This window comes from Pseudomonas reactans, from assembly GCF_013385825.1.
Classification (GTDB): Bacteria; Pseudomonadota; Gammaproteobacteria; order Pseudomonadales; family Pseudomonadaceae; genus Aquipseudomonas; species Aquipseudomonas reactans.
In genome coordinates this window covers 386,105-404,221 of the sequence record NZ_JACAPG010000012.1, presented here as the reverse complement: position 1 = coordinate 404,221, position 18,117 = coordinate 386,105, and the positions used below count along the sequence as shown (strand labels likewise).

At 59.5% G+C, this 18,117-nt stretch carries 19 protein-coding genes; 9 read left to right on the top strand and 10 right to left on the bottom strand.

The window, feature by feature from the left end:
* Positions 1-22 precede the first annotated feature (22 nt).
* On the bottom strand, positions 23-1,525 hold the full coding sequence (locus HX868_RS15890) for a nucleobase:cation symporter-2 family protein (protein WP_177003501.1): 1,503 nt from the start codon (positions 1,523-1,525) through the stop codon (positions 23-25).
* A 158-nt stretch (positions 1,526-1,683) separates the two neighbouring features.
* Here HX868_RS15890 and HX868_RS15885 point away from each other — a divergent pair, with 158 nt between their 5' ends.
* Positions 1,684-2,517 (top strand): nucleoside-binding protein, encoded by an 834-nt coding sequence (locus HX868_RS15885; RefSeq protein WP_177003500.1) that lies wholly within the window; start codon positions 1,684-1,686, stop codon positions 2,515-2,517.
* Here the strand turns inward: HX868_RS15885 and punC are convergent.
* Positions 2,514-3,698: a purine nucleoside transporter PunC gene (punC, locus tag HX868_RS15880; protein WP_177003499.1), complete on the bottom strand. Its 1,185-nt coding sequence runs from the start codon at positions 3,696-3,698 to the stop codon at positions 2,514-2,516. The genes HX868_RS15885 and punC overlap by 4 nt on opposite strands.
* A gap of 122 nt (positions 3,699-3,820) precedes the next feature.
* Between punC and punR the strand changes: the two genes are divergently transcribed.
* Positions 3,821-4,744 (top strand): DNA-binding transcriptional activator PunR, encoded by a 924-nt coding sequence (gene punR, locus HX868_RS15875; protein WP_095015211.1) that lies wholly within the window; start codon positions 3,821-3,823, stop codon positions 4,742-4,744.
* Here punR and HX868_RS15870 read toward each other — a convergent pair.
* A complete protein-coding gene (locus HX868_RS15870) occupies positions 4,725-5,894 on the bottom strand; it encodes an aspartate aminotransferase family protein (RefSeq protein ID WP_177003498.1) in 1,170 nt (389 codons plus the stop codon). The genes punR and HX868_RS15870 overlap by 20 nt on opposite strands.
* A gap of 102 nt (positions 5,895-5,996) precedes the next feature.
* Here HX868_RS15870 and HX868_RS15865 point away from each other — a divergent pair, with 102 nt between their 5' ends.
* Positions 5,997-6,902, top strand: a complete 906-nt coding sequence (locus tag HX868_RS15865) for a LysR family transcriptional regulator (RefSeq protein WP_177003497.1) — start codon at positions 5,997-5,999, stop codon at positions 6,900-6,902.
* On the opposite strand, the gene HX868_RS15860 is transcribed toward HX868_RS15865, so the two are convergent.
* Positions 6,899-7,522 carry an HAD family hydrolase gene (locus HX868_RS15860; protein WP_177003496.1) on the bottom strand — a complete coding sequence of 208 codons (624 nt, stop codon included), beginning with the start codon at positions 7,520-7,522 and terminating at the stop codon, positions 6,899-6,901. The genes HX868_RS15865 and HX868_RS15860 overlap by 4 nt on opposite strands.
* Positions 7,523-7,677: 155 nt before the next feature.
* Positions 7,678-8,871 carry an enoyl-ACP reductase FabV gene (gene fabV / locus HX868_RS15855; protein ID WP_016975302.1) on the bottom strand — a complete coding sequence of 398 codons (1,194 nt, stop codon included), beginning with the start codon at positions 8,869-8,871 and terminating at the stop codon, positions 7,678-7,680.
* A gap of 308 nt (positions 8,872-9,179) precedes the next feature.
* On the opposite strand from fabV, the gene HX868_RS15850 reads away from it, so the two are divergent.
* Together HX868_RS15850 and ppnN are read left to right on the top strand one after the other, a co-directional pair.
* The gene (locus HX868_RS15850; protein ID WP_177003495.1) at positions 9,180-10,004 is read left to right on the top strand and encodes an aspartyl/asparaginyl beta-hydroxylase domain-containing protein; all 825 of its coding nucleotides are present in this window, start codon (positions 9,180-9,182) and stop codon (positions 10,002-10,004) included.
* Positions 10,005-10,153: 149 nt separating this feature from the next.
* Complete coding sequence (gene ppnN, locus HX868_RS15845; RefSeq protein ID WP_177003494.1) at positions 10,154-11,527, top strand: nucleotide 5'-monophosphate nucleosidase PpnN; 1,374 nt, start codon at positions 10,154-10,156, stop codon at positions 11,525-11,527.
* 1 nt (position 11,528) lies between these two features.
* Here ppnN and HX868_RS15840 read toward each other — a convergent pair whose 3' ends face one another.
* Positions 11,529-11,921 (bottom strand): RidA family protein, encoded by a 393-nt coding sequence (locus tag HX868_RS15840; RefSeq protein WP_177003493.1) that lies wholly within the window; start codon positions 11,919-11,921, stop codon positions 11,529-11,531.
* Positions 11,922-12,076: 155 nt separating this feature from the next.
* Between HX868_RS15840 and HX868_RS15835 the strand changes: the two genes are divergently transcribed.
* The 3 genes from HX868_RS15835 (at position 12,077) to HX868_RS15825 (ending at position 13,172) form a co-directional block, all read left to right on the top strand.
* Positions 12,077-12,334 carry an AbrB/MazE/SpoVT family DNA-binding domain-containing protein gene (locus tag HX868_RS15835; protein ID WP_016975299.1) on the top strand — a complete coding sequence of 86 codons (258 nt, stop codon included), beginning with the start codon at positions 12,077-12,079 and terminating at the stop codon, positions 12,332-12,334.
* The gene (locus HX868_RS15830) at positions 12,331-12,726 is read left to right on the top strand and encodes a type II toxin-antitoxin system VapC family toxin (protein ID WP_177003492.1); all 396 of its coding nucleotides are present in this window, start codon (positions 12,331-12,333) and stop codon (positions 12,724-12,726) included. Before HX868_RS15835 ends, HX868_RS15830 begins: the two co-directional genes overlap by 4 nt.
* 101 nt (positions 12,727-12,827) lie before the next feature.
* Positions 12,828-13,172 carry a hypothetical protein gene (locus tag HX868_RS15825; RefSeq protein ID WP_095017557.1) on the top strand — a complete coding sequence of 115 codons (345 nt, stop codon included), beginning with the start codon at positions 12,828-12,830 and terminating at the stop codon, positions 13,170-13,172.
* Positions 13,173-13,179: 7 nt separating this feature from the next.
* Here HX868_RS15825 and HX868_RS15820 read toward each other — a convergent pair whose 3' ends face one another.
* Together HX868_RS15820 and HX868_RS15815 are read right to left on the bottom strand one after the other, a co-directional pair.
* Positions 13,180-13,509 (bottom strand): YXWGXW repeat-containing protein, encoded by a 330-nt coding sequence (locus tag HX868_RS15820; protein ID WP_177003491.1) that lies wholly within the window; start codon positions 13,507-13,509, stop codon positions 13,180-13,182.
* A 129-nt stretch (positions 13,510-13,638) separates the two neighbouring features.
* Positions 13,639-14,538 (bottom strand): DMT family transporter, encoded by a 900-nt coding sequence (locus HX868_RS15815; RefSeq protein WP_177003490.1) that lies wholly within the window; start codon positions 14,536-14,538, stop codon positions 13,639-13,641.
* A gap of 98 nt (positions 14,539-14,636) precedes the next feature.
* On the opposite strand from HX868_RS15815, the gene HX868_RS15810 reads away from it, so the two are divergent.
* Positions 14,637-15,473 (top strand): LysR family transcriptional regulator, encoded by an 837-nt coding sequence (locus HX868_RS15810; RefSeq protein WP_177003489.1) that lies wholly within the window; start codon positions 14,637-14,639, stop codon positions 15,471-15,473.
* 71 nt (positions 15,474-15,544) lie between these two features.
* On the opposite strand, the gene mqo is transcribed toward HX868_RS15810, so the two are convergent.
* Positions 15,545-17,191: a malate dehydrogenase (quinone) gene (gene mqo / locus HX868_RS15805; RefSeq protein ID WP_177003488.1), complete on the bottom strand. Its 1,647-nt coding sequence runs from the start codon at positions 17,189-17,191 to the stop codon at positions 15,545-15,547.
* Positions 17,192-17,469: 278 nt separating this feature from the next.
* Positions 17,470-18,096, bottom strand: coding sequence for a TetR/AcrR family transcriptional regulator (locus tag HX868_RS15800; protein ID WP_177003487.1), 627 nt, complete (start codon positions 18,094-18,096; stop codon positions 17,470-17,472).
* Positions 18,097-18,117 lie beyond the last annotated feature (21 nt).

The window sequence follows — 18,117 nt, the reverse complement described above, 5'->3', positions numbered from 1 at the left end:
GCCGGCTCCTACAGGGGTGGCGTTAGACTTCGGAGGTCTCAGGCTTGGTTGTTTTCCTCGGGGCATCCGCCACCAATGGAATTTCTCTCCCCTCGGCATCAAACAACTTGCCGCCTTTGAAGTAATCCCCATCACGCAGTTCCGACACATCTCGGGCGTTCAAACTGCGGTCTGTCCCCGCCACAAATACCGACTGCTGGTCCGAGTTACCGGCGGTGAAGTGGTTGAATGCCAGGTTCAGCAAGATAGCCATGATTGCCGACGAGCTGATCCCCGAATGGAAAATGGTCGCGAACCAGGTCGGGAAGTGATCATAGAAGCTCGGTGCCGCAATCGGGATCATGCCAAAACCGATGGAAGTGGCCACGATGATCAGGTTCATGTTGTTGCGGTAATCCACCTTCGACAGCGTGCGAATCCCACTGGCCGCCACCGTACCAAACAACACAATCCCTGCCCCGCCCAGCACGGAAGTCGGCACTGCCGCGATCACCCTGCCCATGAAAGGCAACAAGCCGAGAATCACCAGGAACAACCCACCGGTAGCCACCACGAAGCGGCTCTTGACCCCGGTCACCGCCACCAGGCCGACGTTTTGGGCAAAGGCGCTTTGGGTGAACGAACCGAAGATCGGCGCAAACATGCTCGACAGCATGTCGGCGCGCAGGCCGTTGCCCAGGCGTTTGGAGTCGACCTTGGTGTCGATGATCTCGCCGACGGCCAGGATGTCCGCCGAGGTCTCGACCAGGGTCACCATCACCACGATGCACATGGAGATGATCGCGGCGACATGGAAGGTTGGCATGCCGAAATGGAATGGCGTAGGGAAACCGAACATCGGCCCCTGGGTCACGCCGGAGAAGTCGGCCATGCCGAGGAACACCGCAATCACCGTGCCGATGACCATCGCCAGCAAAATCGACAGGCGCGAGATAGTCGCGCTGCCGATCTTGCTCAGCAGCAACACCAGCACCAGGGTCAAAGCCGCCAGGCCGATGTTGGACATGCTGCCGAAATCCGCCGCGCGGCTGTTGCCACCCATGGCCCAGCGCGCCGCAACGGGCATCAGGGTCAGACCGATGGTCGTGATCACAATGCCCGTCACCAGCGGCGGAAAAAACTTGGTGATCCGTGAAAACACCGGGGTTATCAGCAACCCGATAAACGACGCGGCCATCACCGCCCCGAGAATCGCCGGTACGCCCCCGGCGCCATCACTGCCGACAATCGCCACCATGGTTGCCACGCCGGCAAAGGATACGCCCTGCACCAACGGCAACTGACAGCCAAAAAACGGCAGACCCAGGGTTTGCAACAGCGTGGCCAAGCCACCGGCAAACAGCGACGCAGCGATTAGCAGGCCGATATCCGCCGGGGACAACCCGGCCGCCTGGCCGACAATCAGGGGGACCGCAACAATGCCGCCATACATCGTGAGCACATGCTGCAGGCCGTAAGCCATGTTGGCGGCGACGCCGAGATTCTCATCTTCTGGCCGCTGCGGTGATGCCTTCGGGATAGTCATGGTGAGGGGTTCTCTGTTTTTGTTGTGCGGCCACTGTATGCAATGTTTGGACTGGATGTCCATAGAGTTGTATACAATCAATCGAACAAGTTACCCTCCATCGGCGTTACAAAAACAATCCGGCCGTGATGAGCCAGAACGCCAAAGGACCCAGAACAATGAAAAAGGCACTACAGGGCGCAACCGTCGCACTCACTCTGCTCGGCGGCGGGGAGGCCGTCGCAGTGGAATGGATGAACAACAGCGTAGGATTTCGCTACGGCCAGCAGTTCACCAATCCGAATAACCCCGATGAATTCAGCAAGCGCATCTACAGCTTCACCCACGCCAGCGGCTACCAGTACGGCAGCAACTTCCTCAACCTCGATGTGTTCCTGTCCGACAGCCGTGACCCACGCAAGGGCACTGATCATGGTGGGAGTGAGGTGTACGCGGTATATCGCCATCAGCTGTACGCATCGCGGGTATTCGATGTGCCGCTGGGCACCGGACTGGTGAAAGATTACGCGCTGACCCTGGGGTTTGACGCCAACCGTAACAACAACTTCGCCTCAGCCAAGAAACGCGCACTGGTGATCGGCCCGACGTTGAAGTTCAACACCGTCGGCGTGTTGGATCTGAGCCTGATGTACTACAAGGAAAGGAACCACACCGGCATCCCCGGCGCGAAGGAGTCGAACCACACGTTTGACGACACCTACATGCTCAACCTCACGTGGATGCGCCCCTTCGAAATCGCCAACCATGCGGCGAAATTCCAGGGTTTCATCAATTACGTCGGGGAAAAAGGCGAGGACTACCATGGCCGCGATACTGCGCCGGAGGCCCTGATGCGCACCGCGCTGATGGTGGCGGTGCGGCCGGGTAAAAGCGTCAAGCCAAACCTGTACCTGGGGGTGGGTTACGAGTATTGGCATAACAAGTTCGGCGTGGACGGCGGCCGGGGTAGCCGCACATCGACGCCGACGGTGAACCTGGAAGTAACGTTCTAGGCAGTCGCCAGCTCCGAATCACCGGCTTTCGGCCGCGCCAGCCAGTAACCCAACACCGCCAGTGGCGCGGTCGCCAGCATCACGATTACGGTGATCAGCAGCGGCTGGTCGATCAACGACGACACCAGCAGGCTGCTGAGGAAACAAAGGCCTAGTTGCAGAGTGTTTTGCAATGCCGCCGCCTTGCCGGAATTTTCCGCAAACGGCATCAGCGCATTCGCCACGACGATGGGGTAACTGGCACCGTTGACCAGCGCCATCAGGCAGAACGGAATCAGCAAGGTGGTGAGGGTCGGCACCGTCAGCGTGGCAACCAGGTACAACGCCACCATGCTGATGCAATACGCCAGCAGCAACCAGGGCAACAAGGTCTTGCCCTGGAAGTGCTGCAACGCGCTGCGGCAACTATAGCCACCGACCAAAAACGCCAATGTCGGCAATACGTAACTCAGGCCAATGTCATTCGGGCTGTAGCCCATGTCGCCCAGGATGAAGGGCGAAGCGGTCAGCCAGGCGAAGAAGCTGGCCGAGCAGGCGGCGAAGATCATGACGTTGCCGGTAAACACGCGAGAGGTCAGTAACTGCCCATAACCGAGGCGCGAACGTTCGCTCTTTTCTGCCTGATGTTTCGCCACGGTGCGCAAGAACAACGTCGGTAGCAGCAACAGCAATGAGACACCCAGCAGTACGCCGAAGATCGCCTGCCAACCCAAGTGATTCAGCACCATCGCGCCCAACAGCGGCGCCAACGCAGGCGACAACGACATCAGCGGCATGATGCTGGCGAACACGCGATGAGCCTTGTCGGCGGGGTATCGGTCGATCACCAACGCCTGCCAACTGACGGCGGCGGAACATACGCCAATCGCTTGGACAAAACGCAGCGCCAGCAATTGCGGCGCGGTCTCGACCCAGAACATCCCTGCGCAACCCAGCACAAACAGGCTCAGGCCAGCGAGCAGGACGGGCTTGCGTCCCAGGCGGTCGGACAACGGCCCCCACAACAACTGCCCCACCGCAAAGCCGGCGAGGAAAATACTCAAGCTGGCACCCACCGCGCCTGCGCCAATCTGCAACTGTTCGCCCATGGCGCCGAATGCCGGCAAGTACATGTCCATGGCGAGGTAACCGAGCATGCTCAGCCCCGCCAGATACCAAGTGAAACCAAAAGAATTTTTCATTGAAGCCTTGTTAATCCTGCCATCAAACTATTTGCTGACTGGCGCCCATTATGAGGCTGACAGTTTCTCTGTGAAGCGATAATAATTGGACACTCTTATCAATAAATTTGAAGGCAGCCGCCATGTGGTCAGAATATTCCCTGGATGTGGTCGATGCCGTGGCGCGCCATGGTAGCTTCAGCGCCGCCGCCCAGGAGCTGCACCGGGTGCCGTCGGCCGTCAGTTATACCGTGCGGCAGCTGGAAGAATGGCTGGCGGTGCCACTGTTCGTGCGACGCCACCGGGATGTGGAGCTGACGCCCGCCGGCCGCCTGTTTATCGACGAAGCCCGTGGCGTGATGAAGAAAATGCTTGGCACCCGACGCCTGTGCCAGCAAGTCGCCAATGGCTGGAGCGGTCAGTTGAAGGTCGCAGTGGATTCCATCGTCAAACCCCAGCGCTGCCGACAGTTGGTCTTGGACTTCTACCGACAGTTTCCCGAAGTCGAGCTGTTGCTGGAGTACGAGGTGTACAACGGCGTGTGGGATGCCCTGGCAGATGAACGCACCGACATTGTGATCGGTGCCACCAGCGCGGTGCCGGTGGCCAGTCACTTCACCTTTCGCGACATGGGCTTGTTGAACTGGCTGTGCGTCGTCAGCGCGCGGCACCCTCTGGCCGGCGTACAAGGGCTGTTGAGCGACGATCAACTACGTCCCTACGCTTCCTTGTGCATGACCGACACCTCGCGCAACCTGCCCAAGCGTGACACTTGGACCCTGGATAACCAGCGACGCCTGGTGGTGCCAAATTGGGCTTCTGCCATCGACTGCCTGCGCGACGGTCTGTGCGTCGGCATGGCGCCAGCGCATCAGGTGTTGCCGTGGATCGAGCGCGGTGAATTGGTGGCACTGCAATTGAGCCGGCCGTTTCCGGCCAGCCCGTCGTGTGTGGCCTGGGCGCAGAACAAGCTGTCCCCGGCCATGGCGTGGTTGTTGGAATACCTGGGCGACACCGAAACGCTGAATCAGGAATGGCTCAACGGGCCTACGCCAGCAACCGAGTAATGGCCCGCACGATCATCTCGACCTCCTTGGTATCCAGAGTCAGCGGCGGCAGCAGGCGAATGATTTTGCCCCGCGTCACATTGATCAGCAGGCTGTGCTCCTGGGCGGCGCGCTGGGCCAGGTCCCGGTAAGGGCTGGCCAACTCGATGCCGATCATCAGCCCCTGACCACGAATCGCCACAACCTGCGGATGCTCACTCAACGCCACGCGCAACCGCGCCAGCAAGCGTTCGCCCTGTTGCGCGGCGTTCTGCAGCAAACCTTGTTCTTCGATGATGTCCAGCACCGTGCAGCCAACCCGGCACGCCAACGGATTGCCGCCGAACGTGCTGCCGTGACTGCCCGGCGTAAACAACTGCGCCACGGCAGACCGGGCCAGGCACGCGCCGATGGGTACACCATTGCCCAGGCCCTTGGCCAGGGTCATCACGTCCGGGACGATGCCTTCATGCTGGAAGGCGAACCAGGTGCCAGTGCGGCCGATACCGGTCTGGATTTCGTCCAGCATCATCAGCCAGCCATGACCTGTGCAGTGCTCGCGCAGGGCTTGCAGGTAACCCGGCGGCGCCGGCAATACGCCACTTTCACCCTGAATCGGCTCCAACAGCACCGCAGCGATGCGCGGGCCAAATGCCGTGGTAATCGCTTCCAGCGCCGCCAGATCGCCAAACCGCACCTTGAGAAAATCCCCCGGCAGCCGCTGGAAGCCCAGGCGCACCGAGGGGCCATCGCTTGCGGCCATGGTGCCGAGGGTACGGCCATGAAAGGCGTTCTCCATCACCACCACCAACGGCTCTTCGATGCCCTTTTTCCAGCCATGCAGGCGTGCCAGCTTGAGCGCTGTTTCGTTGGCCTCGGCGCCGGAATTGTTGAAGAAGGCGCGGTCCAGCCCGGATAGCTGGGTGAGGCGCCGGGCCAACTGTTGTTGCCAGTCGATGCTGTAGAGGTTGGAGGTGTGCATTAATAGTCCGGCTTGCTCGCTGATGGCCGCTACCAACCTAGGGTGCGAGTGACCGACATTGGTCACCGCCACGCCGGCGACTGCGTCCAGGTATTCGCGGCCCTGCTGATCCCAGAGTCGCGTGCCCAGGCCGCGCGTGAAGCTCAGGGCCAAGGGTTGGTAAGTGGTCATCAGGCAGGCGGCGGTCATGGTGCGGTCTCCAGTGCATCGTAGTGATGGCTGCAGTATCGTTAGCCACCTGAGCTGGATAAACTGCACATTCCTGCAATGACTTTAAATCAAGGCTTGATAATGGACCTGTTCCAGGCAATGTCGGTGTACGTGAAAGTGGTCGAGACCGGCAGCATGACAGCGGCAGCCCAGGCCTGCGGCATGTCGACCACTATGGTTGGCAATCACCTGCGTGCCTTGGAGCAGCGACTCGGCGTCAGCCTGCTCAAACGCACCACGCGCAAACAGAGCCTCACGGAATTTGGCGGGCAGTATTACCAGCGTTGCCTGGAAGTGCTGGGGCTGGTGGCCGACTCAGAGCAACTCGCCGAACAAGCTCACAGCGATGTTCCCAAAGGAAATCTGCGCATCACCGCGCCTCCCGTGTTCGGCACCGAACGCCTTACACCCGCCTTGAGTGAATTTTCCCAACGCTACCCGCTGATCAACCTGTACGTGGTATTGAGCAATGAGCGGATGGATCTGGTCGACAGTGGCTTTGACGTGGCGATCCGTCTCGGCGAGCTGGAAACGTCCAGCCTGATCGCCAGGCCAATGCAGGACTACACCCTCACCCTCTGCGCCTCACCTGAATACCTGGCGCGACGGGGCACGCCGCAAACACCCGATGACCTGCAACAGCACGACTGCCTGGCGTTCGCCTACCCAGCGAGTGACAACTGGCGCGACGCCGACAAACTGTGGCGCATGACAGGCGAGGACGGCGAGGTGGAGGTACCGGTCTCCGGCTCATTGACCATCAACAGCTCGCAAGGCTTGCGCCAGGCGGCCGTCAACGGCATGGGCATCATCATGCTGGCCGATGCCCTGGTACAACCGGACCTGGAAAGCGGCAAGCTCGTGGCCTTGCTCACCACCTATCGACTGCCCAGCCGCCCCATGCACCTGCTCTACGGCCAAGACCGTTATCGGCTGCCCAAACTGCGCGCCTTCGTGGATTTCGCGATGGAAAAGTGGGCGCGCTAGAAGCCCACACCCAACGCTCTCAATTGCGCGGCAGTGCGCTCGGCAGACACATGGTGGATCCCCTGCCAGCCGAGGGCGATGGCCGCTTCGATATTGCCGGCCACATCATCGATAAATACCACTTCCGTCGGCTGGATATCCGGCAGGTGCGCCCGAACCTGGTTTAGGCTGGCGTTGTAGATGGCGGCGTCGGGCTTGATCAATTTCAGCTCGCCGGACACCACAATATTGCGAAAACGCTGGAGGAACGGGTAGTTGGCCCGCGCATAAGGGAATGTCTCAGCTGACCAGTTGGTGAGCCCGAACAGCGGCATATCGACCTGGTGCAGCGCCTCGAGAATCGCCACGCCTTCCGGTAGCGGACCACGCAGCATTTCGTGCCAGCGGTCGTAATAGGCCTGGATCAAGTGCTCATGGTCTGGGTGCTGCTTGATCAGGCTGAGGGTGCCGTCGGCCAGGGAGCGACCGGCGTCCTGCTCGGTGTTCCAGGCCTGGGTGCAGATGTTGTCGAGAAACCATTGCCGCTCGTGATCGTCGGCAATCAGCTTGCGGTATAGGTGCTGCGGGCTCCAATCGAACAGGACACCGCCGAAATCAAAAACCACTGCACGAATCGTCATTAGATCCTCCGTTAGTACGCGTTGATAGCGCACGGAGTCTGGCATATCGGAGGGATCAGGCGCTGCTCAAAAATGTGTAGGAGGGTTCTGGGAGCAGCCTTTTTTGCAGGCCATAAAAAACGGCCCCGAAGGGCCGTTTTCTCAAACCGGATCGTTTATGCCTGGATCAGGCCGTTGATCTTCACGGTCGGGTTCACGTCAGCGTCATAGTCCACGCCGTCGATTTCAAAGCCGAACAGACGCAGGAATTCAGCCTTGTAGCCGGCGAAATCGCTGATCTCGTTGACGTTGTCGTCGGTGACCTGGTTCCACAGAGCTGCCACGGCGTCCTGGACCTTCGGCTCCAGCTCGGCCAGGTCGGCACGCAGGCGGCCATCGGCGTCGAGTTTCGGCTGGCTGCCGTACAGGCTGTCCTTGAACAGGCCGTAGACCTGCTCGATGCAACCTTCGTGGGTGCCCTGCTCTTTCATCACTTTGAACAGCAGCGACAGGTACAGCGGCATGATCGGGATGGCCGAGCTCGCCTGGGTGACCACGGCCTTGAGCACCGACACACGGGCATCGCCCTTGAGTGCAGCGAGGTTGTCGCGCAGGGTCAGGACTTTCTTGTCGAGGTCTTTCTTGGCTTCGCCGATGGAGCCGTTCCAGTAGATATCCTGGGTCAGCTTCTCACCAAGGTAGGTGAACGCAGTGGTCTTGGCGCCTTCGGCCAGCACGTCGGCGTCACGCAGGGCGTCGATCCACAGCTGCCAGTCTTCGCCGCCCATCACTTTGACGGTGCCGTCGATTTCTTCCTGGGTCGCAGGTTCCAGCGTGGTGTCGACCACAACGCCCTTGTCGGTGTTGATACCGCGCAGGGTCACGGCCTTGCCGATCGGCTTGAGGGTGGAGTTGTGCACCACGCCTTGCGGGTCGGTACGGCGTGGCGCGGCCAGGCTGTAGACGACCAGGTCGATCTTGCCCAGGTCTTTCTTGATGGTTTCGATGGTCAGGCGCTTGATCTCGTCGGAGAACGCGTCGCCGTTGATGCTCTTGGCGTACAGGCCTTTCTCGACAGCAAACTTCTCGAACGCGGCGCTGTTGTACCAGCCGGCGGAGCTCAGCTTGCCTTCTTCGCCTTCTTTCTCAAAAAACACGCCCAGGGTGTCGGCGCCGCAACCGAAGGCAGCACTGATACGCGCGGCCAGACCGTAGCCGGTGGACGCACCGAGGACCAGCACCTTTTTCGGGCCGCCTTCGATGACGCCGTGTTGAGTCACGTAGTCGATCTGCTCTTTGACGTTCGCTTCACAGCCAACAGGGTGAGCGGTCACACAGATGAAGCCACGAACCCGCGGTTTGATGATCATAAAATTTCTGCCTCTTCCAAGGTGCCGAAGGCCAGTGGTGGCCATTCAACTTCAATCGTACCGGTCTATGACGTCTAAAAAACCGAAGCGTCACGATAGTCGCAAATCTTCTGTTTACAAAATCCAATCCACTTAGCGCTGATACGGTTAAAAACTGTGTTGAGCCTTCACAATTTTGCAATATTTAAAACGCCTCTCCAGCGCCGAACGCCTTATCATGACGCAGTTGTTTCAATATGTTTCAAACTTTCCCACTCGCAGCCACGGATCCGGATCTGTCGAATGGCGTCCAGCTGGAGCTGAGTTTCATGAGCAAGTCTGCCTTACGCAAAAAAGCCGTGTCGGTCGCTTGGGTACTCGGCGTTCTTCTGATTATTTGCCTGATCCCCCTGACGACTGCGGTATTTCTTGGCCTTGTGGTGACCTGCGGAGTCTACGACTTCCTGCGCAACGGCCTGTATGACCGTGACACTTTCAAGAAATATTTCATCGGCAGTGGCCGCAACACTTGGCTGCTGGCGCCGTTCAACACCCTGTTCGACCTGTTCAGTTCGCCTAACCGCCATGTCTACACCATGGCCGACCTGCCGCCGGCCTGGCGTGCAGACCTGCAGCACGTGATCGATGACGCCATGGCCCACAAGGGCGAAATCATCGGTTACCTGGACGAACGCATGGCCGAGAAGAAGCGCGGCATGTTGTTTTTCCAGTGGTATGGCCAACCCATCGAGACCACGCTCGACCTCCCGGAACTGCGCAAAAAACTGCCGTTCGTGAAGACCATCGGCGTGTCGGTATTCAATGAAAACCGCTCCACGTCCTTTCACTTCGGCCCCCTGCGCATGATGTTCCGCGTGCTCTACAACATGGCACCGGCGCCCCATCACGAGGGCGTCTATATCCAGGTGGGCAAGCACAAGCATTACTGGCATGACGACCCGCTGTTTATTTTTGATGACACGCTGATGCATGCGTCTTTCAACAAAAATGATGCCAAGCGTTACTGCCTGTTTATCGATATCGTGCGGCCGACACCGGTGCCACAGGTCCTCAACGCCGTGATCGCGGGGTTTGCCGGGATCGCCTTTACCCTGCGTCGGGTTTTCTACAAAAACTGGAAGCTGATTCAGTGAGTTCTGCGGCATGATGGTGCTGGACAGTGTTTGCGCTCGGCCTTGCGCCTGAGGTAAATATCCGTCTCGTGCGACCGAATTCGGCGCCATCATTCTCAAGCCATCGCGGCCCGTCACGGGGGCGGTGGCTGCGCTTTCAAGGAATCAGAATGCCCCAACGTCAAGTCATCAATGCCTCCGTCAGCCCCAAGGGCAGCCTCGAAACCCTGTCCCAGCGTGAAGTCCAGCAACTGAGCGAAGCCGGTACCGGCAGCATCTACACCCTGTTCCGCCAGTGCGCCCTGGCGATCCTCAACACCGGCGCGCATATCGACAACGCCAAGACCATCCTCGACGCCTACAAAAACTTTGAAGTGCGTATCCACCAGCAAGACCGTGGCGTGCGCCTTGAACTGTTGAATGCCCCGGCCGACGCCTTCGTCGATGGCGAGATGATCGCCAGCACCCGCGAAATGCTGTTCAGCGCCTTGCGTGACATCGTCTACACCGAAAACGAGCTGGACAGCCAGCGCATCGACCTGAGCAACTCCCAGGGCATCACCGACTACGTGTTCCACCTGCTGCGCAACGCCCGTACGCTGCGCCCCGGTGTCGAGCCGAAGATCGTGGTGTGCTGGGGCGGGCACTCGATCAATACCGAAGAATACAAATACACCAAGAAAGTCGGCCACGAACTGGGCCTGCGCAGTCTCGACGTGTGCACCGGCTGCGGCCCTGGCGTGATGAAAGGTCCGATGAAAGGCGCGACCATTTCCCACGCCAAGCAACGCATTACCGGCGGGCGTTACCTGGGCCTGACCGAGCCAGGCATCATTGCCGCTGAGGCGCCGAACCCGATCGTCAACGAGCTGGTGATCCTGCCGGACATCGAAAAACGCCTGGAAGCCTTCGTGCGTGTCGGCCACGGCATCATCATCTTTCCGGGCGGTGCTGGCACGGCCGAAGAGTTCCTGTACCTGCTGGGCATCCTGATGCACCCGGACAACCGCGACCTGCCGTTCCCGGTCATCCTCACCGGGCCAAAACACGCCGCGCCGTACCTGCAACAGTTGCACGCATTTGTCGGCGCCACCCTGGGCGAAGCCGCGCAGGCGCACTACCAGATCATCATTGATGACCCGGCCGAAGTGGCGCGTCAGATGACTGTCGGCCTCAAGGCGGTGAAACAATTCCGCCGTGAGCGCAACGACGCCTTCCACTTCAACTGGCTACTGAAGATCGACGAAGGCTTCCAACGCCCGTTCGATCCGACTCACGAGAACATGGCCAGCCTGCAACTGAGCCACGCGCTGCCGCCCCATGAACTGGCGGCCAACTTGCGCCGTGCGTTCTCGGGGATCGTGGCGGGCAACGTGAAGGACAAGGGCATCCGTCTGATCGAACAGAACGGCCCGTACGAAATCCACGGTGACCCGGCCATCATGAAGCCGCTGGACGAACTGCTACAGGCCTTTGTCGCCCAGCACCGCATGAAGTTACCGGGCGGCGCGGCGTATGTGCCGTGCTACCGCGTGGTGCAATAAGCTAGCGCTGCACCGCCACGCATTTGATTTCCACCAGCAGACCGGGGCGTGCCAGTTCGGACACCCCGATTGTCGTCCAGGCGCAATGCCCGCGTGGGAACAGGCGGTTTTTCACGTCTCGGAAAACCGCCATGTGCTGGCTCATGTTGACGTGGTAGGTGGTCATGTCCACCACCTCTTCGAACGTACACCCCCCCTCCTCCAAGACCTGCCTCAGGTTCTCCCAGGCGGCAATGAATTGCGCCTCTGGATCTTCAATCACCGCCAATTCTGCCGTGCGGCCGACCTGCCCTGCGCAGTACAACGTCTTGCCGACCTTGACGGCAGGGACGTAGCCGGCGCGTTCGACGATGGGCTGCATGACGGGAGGGATAATGAGCTGGCGGTCGGTCATATGCTGTATCTCTTTGCGGGCGTTTTCGGGCATGCCATCGGCATAACTCAGGCTATCTTTTTACCTGTTCCGATCAACTCACACCAGAAGAGCAACCTATGGACCAACGGATCTTGTCCTCCATAATTCCTTACCCTAAGGTAAGGAGCATCACGATGGAGATCTTCACTATGGCCACCGCCACGCTTACTTCAAAAGGGCAAATCACCATTCCCGTCCAGGTCAGAACCGCCCTGGGCCTGGAGACAGGTGATCGCGTTGAATTTGTCGAAATGGAAGACGGTAAATTTTCCATGATTGCCGCCAGCAAAACCGTACACGACCTCAAAGGCCTGATCCGAAAACCTGCCAAGGCCGTCTCCCTGGATGAGATGAACCGTGCCATCGCGGCACAAGGGGCGAAAGCTGGATGATCGGGCTGGATACCAATGTGCTGGTGCGTTATGTCACTCAGGACGATCCCGTCCAATCGCCTAAGGCATCTGAATTGATTGAATCGCTCACCGCCTTTGCACCGGGCTTTGTCAGCCTGGTGTCCGTGGTGGAATTGGTATGGGTCCTGCAAAGTTGTTATCAGTCTGCCAAGGGTGATGTGGTGACCGTTCTCGAAACGCTGCTACGCACCCGAGAACTGACCATCGAACACGCCGAGATCATCTGGAAGGCACTGCGACGATTCACCGCCAGCAAGGCTGATTTCGCGGACTGCCTGATCGAACGCTGTGGCCATGCTGCAGGCTGCGAATACACGGCCACTTTTGATCTGAACGCTGCCAAGACGGTAGGCATGCAACGTCTGGTCTGAGGCTTGCCGTTGCGACGTCCTTCAGGCTTTGGTAAAAATCGCGCTCAACCTTCATCAAGAGAACGATCAACGTGCGCATGCTCCTTCTCGCTACCTTGACGATGGCCTCCGGCATGGCCGTCGCCGACACCATCACCTGGCCCGACCTGCCAAAAACCTGCTTCGTCAGTGGCCGTTCGGCCACCAGCATGGACGTCGACGCGGGCTGCGCGGCGTTCCTGATCAATGTCAAAGGCCAGGCGGCGGGCACGCCGATCAAGCTGGATATTCCGCAGTATGCCTTGCACATCGACGAAACCACCGGCAAGGAAACCCCGGTGATCCTTATCCAGGCCGAAGAGAACGGCGAAATCAAAGCCGTGGGCTACAAGGAGCTGGGCACCGATCAACTCGGCGCCGCGCTGCTGCGTGAGGTTCGACTCCTGGGCACCACGAAGCCGATCTAGCCAAGGTTCAGCGAACCCAGCCACCGCCTTGCCAATGGTAACCGTCATTGCGCTGCACCCAATGCGGATGCACATAGCGGTATCCTTCGCGTACAGGCTCCCAATGACCGTGCACCGCGACATAACGCCCGCCTTCCCAACGCCAGTAACCACGTGACCATACATAGCCGTAGCGCACCGGTGGCTCGACTTCAATCACCTGCACCGGCGGCGGTTGTGGCGCGATAACTTCTACATATTCGCGTTGCACCGGCCTGCGCTCATGCACGACGCGCTCTTGCACACACCCGGATGCTGCAACGACCATGGCCGTCAATGCCGCATAACGTAGCCACATACAAAACCCTCGGGCGCTGGCGCCCAACACTTGCACTGCTGAAAATCCCCCGTTGTTACAGCCGCGCTCCTGCTTGGCTGTGGGTATTTTTAACAGGTGGTGTCTGTCAGCTCGCTGAACCCGCACGCCTCAAGTGGCACACGCGACAGTCGGTCGTTTCAGGCGCACTAGCAGCAGTCCGGCGACTACCACGGCAATGCCGGCGTAGGTCGAGGCGTTGATCGCATCGCCAAACATCAGCGCCGCCCACACCAGCGTCACGGGCGGCTCCAGGTAGACCAACGCCGCCACGTGGGTTGCGGTCATCACACGTAGCAGCATCCATAGGCTCAGGTAGGCAACGAAGGTAGAGAACACCGTTAGCCAGACGATTGAGATCAAAACGTCAGGGTCATGGGGAATACTCAGCGTGTCGGTATAGAGCACTGCGGCGGTAAAACCGATCAAGGTCAGCAGCGACTGGAGGAACAGCGGCAGGACCAAACCCGCGTCGTGATTTTGCACGGTACGACGCTCATACAGGGTTGCCAGCGTCAGCCCCAGCGCTGCCGCCAGCGGCAACAGGTACATGACCAGGCCGACGCCCGTCCCGCCACTGTCGTACTGCCCGGCAATCACGATGGAAACGCCAACGAAACTGAGCATCAGGCCACTCCATTGCCAGCCCCCACTGCGCTCGGTCACATTGCCAGTCGACAACGCCGCCGTCATCAACGGCTGCAGCGCCGCAATGATCGCGGCGATCCCGGGCGGCAAGCCATTCTGGATCGCGACGTAGAGGCAACTCAGGTACAGGAACTGCGAGAGAAACCCGATGATGGCGTAATGGCGGACCTGTACCCATGAAACCTTCAACAACCTCACGTTGAGGAACAGTCCAAGGCAAACCGAAACCAACAGGAATCGCCAGAACAGCAGGTTGAACGCCCCGCCGCCCTGCGTGCCCAATTTGGCACCGATATAGCCAGAACTCCACGACAGCACAAATGCCACCTGCAACAGCAGCCGCTTTAACGTTGATCGCGTCATGAAGCCTCCCGTCAGTGCGCATTGACTGAAAGGCTAAAGGCCACACATGATTCTGTATATTTGAATAACCTGAACAATCAATCCGCAAAAGTGAAACCATGGCCAAACAACTGAATATCGACCTGTTGCGTACTTTCCACGCCGTGGCGCGCTTCGGGCGTTTCAACGAAGCGGCCGAGCATGTGCACCGCAGTGCGTCCACCGTGACCACACAGGTACAAAAGCTGGAAGATCAGGTAGGCCAGCGCTTGTTCAGCCGCAGCAACCAAGGCGTGGAATTGACGCTCTATGGCAAGAAACTGCTGGGCGAAACCACTGAGTTCCTCAAGAGTCATGATCGCCTGCTGATCTCGCTGATGCCCCAACGCATGCAGGGCAAGATCCGCCTGGGCGTGCCGGATACTTATGCACCTGGATTCATCCAGGCATTTCTGCCACGGCTGATCGCCGATAACCCGCTGCTGGAGTTGGAAGTCGAAGCGCGCACCAGCGGTGAGCTGCTCAACCTGTTTATGACCAACCATCTGGACCTGACCATCACCGTCAGCGCACACCCTCTCGCCCAGGGAGAACGCCTAGGCTCCGTGCAGCCGCTGTGGGTTGCGGCCGAGCACTTCAGCTGTCCGTCGAATGCGCCGCTCCCCATCACTGTGCCCATCGCCGGTTGCCCGTATCGCGCCGCGGCCTTGCAGGTATTGAAGGATCATGGGATTTATCATCGCATGCTGCTGGAGAGCCCCAATTCATCCGCCGTCGAAGCCTGTATCCGCAGTGGCGTGGCGATAGGCCTGATGGAGGAAAGCCGCATGGGTGAAGGGCTCAGGCAAATGACAGATCTACCCTCGTTGCCGACGCAGCACCTGTACCTGTTGTGCGATACCGGCAATGCGCTGGCATTGCATCTGCATGAGCAAGTCAGGCACTTCAAGGTGTGAACGCCAGGGACAAAAAAGCCCGCTGACCGTTACCGGTTCAGCGGGCTTTTTATATCGGCTCGATACTTGGCTTACAGCGCCAGGTCAGAGGCCGGCTTGCTCGGCTCAGCCGCAGGCTTGGCAGCCTCGGTAGCCTGAGGAGCAGTGGCTTGCGGAATCACAGGCGGAGTCGGCAGTTGCAGGATATTGGCGGTGTAGGCCCACTCCTTGGCAACTGCTTCAGGGCTGTCGTTCAGCTTGGTGCCGTAGCTCGGTACGATCTGGTGCAGCTTGGTCTGCCATTCAGGGGTCGCGACCTTGTCCTTGAACACTTTCTGCAGCACGGTCAGCATGATCGGAGCCGCGGTGGACGCGCCTGGCGATGCACCCAGCAGGCCGGCGATGGTGTTGTCGGCGGAGCTGACCACTTCGGTACCGAGTTTCAGGACGCCGCCCTGCTCTTCGTCACGCTTGATGATCTGCACGCGCTGACCGGCTTGCCACAGGCGCCAGTCGGATTGCTTGGCGTTCGGGAAGTACTCTTGCAGCGCCTTGAAGCGGTCGTCATCCGACAGCATCAGTTGGCCAGCGAGGTACTCGACCAGTGGGTATTCACGAATACCGACTTTGGTCATAGGCCAGATGTTGTGGGTGGTGGTGCTGGTCAGCAGGTCCAGGTACGAGCCTTCTTTCAGGAACTTGGTCGAGAAGGTCGCGAATGGGCCAAACAGGATAACGCGCTTGCCATCCAGCACACGGGTGTCCAAGTGCGGAACCGACATCGGCGGTGCACCCACCGACGCTTTACCGTAGGCCTTGGCCAAGTGCTGCTCGGCCACGGTTGGGTTATCGGTTACCAGGAACGAGCCGCCTACCGGGAAGCCAGCGTATTCCTTGGCTTCAGGAATGCCCGACTTTTGCAGCAGGTGCAGTGCACCACCGCCCGCGCCGATGAACACGAACTTGGCGTCGGTTTCGGTCTTGGTGCCGTCTTTCAGGTTTTTGTAGCTCACGCGCCACGAACCGTCGGCGTTCTTGGTGATGTCCTGCACTTCGCTCGACAGCTTCAGGTCGAACTTCGGCGTAGTCTGCAGGTGAGCGACGAACTGGCGGGTGATCTCGCCGAAGTTCATGTCGGTACCCAGCGGGCTCCAGGTGGCCGCGATTTTCTGGTTCGGGTCACGCCCTTCCATCATCAGCGGGACCCACTTGGCGATCTGCGCCGGGTCTTCGGAGTACTGCATACCGGCGAAAAGCGGGCTCGCCTTCAGGGCTTCGTAGCGTTTTTTCAGGAACTTGATGTTGTCATCGCCCCACACAAAGCTCATGTGCGGCGTGGTGTTGATGAACGAACGCGGGTTCTTCAGCACGCCCTGCTGCACCTGCCAGGCCCAGAACTGACGGGAGATCTGGAACGCTTCGTTGATCTCGACCGCTTTCGGGATCTCAACGTTGCCGTTCTTGTCTTCCGGGGTGTAGTTCAGCTCAGCCAGGGCCGAGTGACCAGTACCGGCGTTGTTCCAGCCGTTGGAGCTTTCTTCGGCCACGCCATCAAGGCGCTCGACCATCTCCATCGACCAGCCCGGCTCCAGCTCATTGAGCCATACACCCAGGGTTGCACTCATGATGCCGCCGCCAATCAGCAGCACATCGACTTTCTTTGCCTCTTCCGCGTGAGCGGAGCTGATCCCCAGCGACAAAGCCAGCCCCAGCAGGGCAGTGTTTACTTTTTTAAACATCAGTAGCACCTATGATAAAACGCCATCCGCCCTGCCGCCCCTGATCATGGGCAACCCTCCATCACGCTGCGCCAGGCAACGCATCGCGGGGTTTGCACATTCACGAGAGAACCGCAGGGTGGGCACACAAGGCCGACGTATCGACCTCACTGTTTATGTCCCTTCTGCGCTGACTTCTTATCATTATTGGCTTCAGCTACCTGGGTGAGAGCCAATCGCTGGGACGTATACGGATGTACGTACCCAAGAGAGACTAGACCAAGATGGCGCGCAGAATATCATGCTCCGACGGGATCGGGCGTCTGTTCTAGACTCGACGGTTCTACAGGCAGCAGGCTCAGCGCCACGTCGACGGACTGGTGGAGGCGATCCGCAGGGACGCCGTCTCGCGCCTGGGTAGAAATACCGTGCAGGAACGTCGCGTAGAAATCGCCCAGCCCCTGCACATCGACATCCTCACCGAGCTCTTGATTGACCTTGGCTTGCTGCAGCCTGGCGATGATCGAGTCGGTGCGTTGCCTGCGGCGTTCACGCAACCATTGTTGAACATCCGCACCGTCCGGGCTGGTGCTGCTCGCAGCACTCACCACCAGGCACCCAGCGGGGCGGCCGGGTTGCGTGTAGGTGGTGATGGCATCGTCAAGCATGCGTTTGATGGCGCTTCTAACGCCCGGTTCAAGCAGTGCACGGCCCGCAAAACCGCCCTCGGCCTGTTCGTACAGAGCCACAGCCTCGCGAAACAACCCCTCTTTGCTGCCAAACGCGGCATAGATCCTCGCCGAGGCAATGCCCAAGGCCTCCACCAATGCAGACATGCTGGTGCCCTCGTAACCTTGCTCCCAGAACAGCCGCATGGCGCGTTCCAGTGCGGCTTCCCTATCAAATTCGCGCGGACGTCCGGCCATTGTTCGCTTACCTGGTGGTGG

Excerpts from the sequence above, each read along its gene's own strand:
- punC (WP_177003499.1), bottom strand. The coding sequence starts at position 3,698 with ATGAAAAATTCTTTTGGTTTCACTTGGTATCTGGCGGGGCTGAGCATG.
- HX868_RS15800 (WP_177003487.1), bottom strand. The coding sequence starts at position 18,096 with ATGGCCGGACGTCCGCGCGAATTTGATAGGGAAGCCGCACTGGAACGC.
- fabV (WP_016975302.1), bottom strand. The coding sequence starts at position 8,871 with ATGATCATCAAACCGCGGGTTCGTGGCTTCATCTGTGTGACCGCTCAC.
- ppnN (WP_177003494.1), top strand. The coding sequence starts at position 10,154 with ATGCCCCAACGTCAAGTCATCAATGCCTCCGTCAGCCCCAAGGGCAGC.
- punR (WP_095015211.1), top strand. The coding sequence starts at position 3,821 with ATGTGGTCAGAATATTCCCTGGATGTGGTCGATGCCGTGGCGCGCCAT.
- HX868_RS15890 (WP_177003501.1), bottom strand. The coding sequence starts at position 1,525 with ATGACTATCCCGAAGGCATCACCGCAGCGGCCAGAAGATGAGAATCTC.
- HX868_RS15850 (WP_177003495.1), top strand. The coding sequence starts at position 9,180 with ATGAGCAAGTCTGCCTTACGCAAAAAAGCCGTGTCGGTCGCTTGGGTA.
- HX868_RS15820 (WP_177003491.1), bottom strand. The coding sequence starts at position 13,509 with ATGTGGCTACGTTATGCGGCATTGACGGCCATGGTCGTTGCAGCATCC.
- HX868_RS15865 (WP_177003497.1), top strand. The coding sequence starts at position 5,997 with ATGGACCTGTTCCAGGCAATGTCGGTGTACGTGAAAGTGGTCGAGACC.
- HX868_RS15810 (WP_177003489.1), top strand. The coding sequence starts at position 14,637 with ATGGCCAAACAACTGAATATCGACCTGTTGCGTACTTTCCACGCCGTG.
- HX868_RS15860 (WP_177003496.1), bottom strand. The coding sequence starts at position 7,522 with ATGACGATTCGTGCAGTGGTTTTTGATTTCGGCGGTGTCCTGTTCGAT.
- HX868_RS15870 (WP_177003498.1), bottom strand. The coding sequence starts at position 5,894 with ATGACCGCCGCCTGCCTGATGACCACTTACCAACCCTTGGCCCTGAGC.
- HX868_RS15835 (WP_016975299.1), top strand. The coding sequence starts at position 12,077 with ATGGAGATCTTCACTATGGCCACCGCCACGCTTACTTCAAAAGGGCAA.
- HX868_RS15840 (WP_177003493.1), bottom strand. The coding sequence starts at position 11,921 with ATGACCGACCGCCAGCTCATTATCCCTCCCGTCATGCAGCCCATCGTC.
- HX868_RS15885 (WP_177003500.1), top strand. The coding sequence starts at position 1,684 with ATGAAAAAGGCACTACAGGGCGCAACCGTCGCACTCACTCTGCTCGGC.
- mqo (WP_177003488.1), bottom strand. The coding sequence starts at position 17,191 with ATGTTTAAAAAAGTAAACACTGCCCTGCTGGGGCTGGCTTTGTCGCTG.
- HX868_RS15825 (WP_095017557.1), top strand. The coding sequence starts at position 12,828 with ATGGCCTCCGGCATGGCCGTCGCCGACACCATCACCTGGCCCGACCTG.
- HX868_RS15830 (WP_177003492.1), top strand. The coding sequence starts at position 12,331 with ATGATCGGGCTGGATACCAATGTGCTGGTGCGTTATGTCACTCAGGAC.
- HX868_RS15815 (WP_177003490.1), bottom strand. The coding sequence starts at position 14,538 with ATGACGCGATCAACGTTAAAGCGGCTGCTGTTGCAGGTGGCATTTGTG.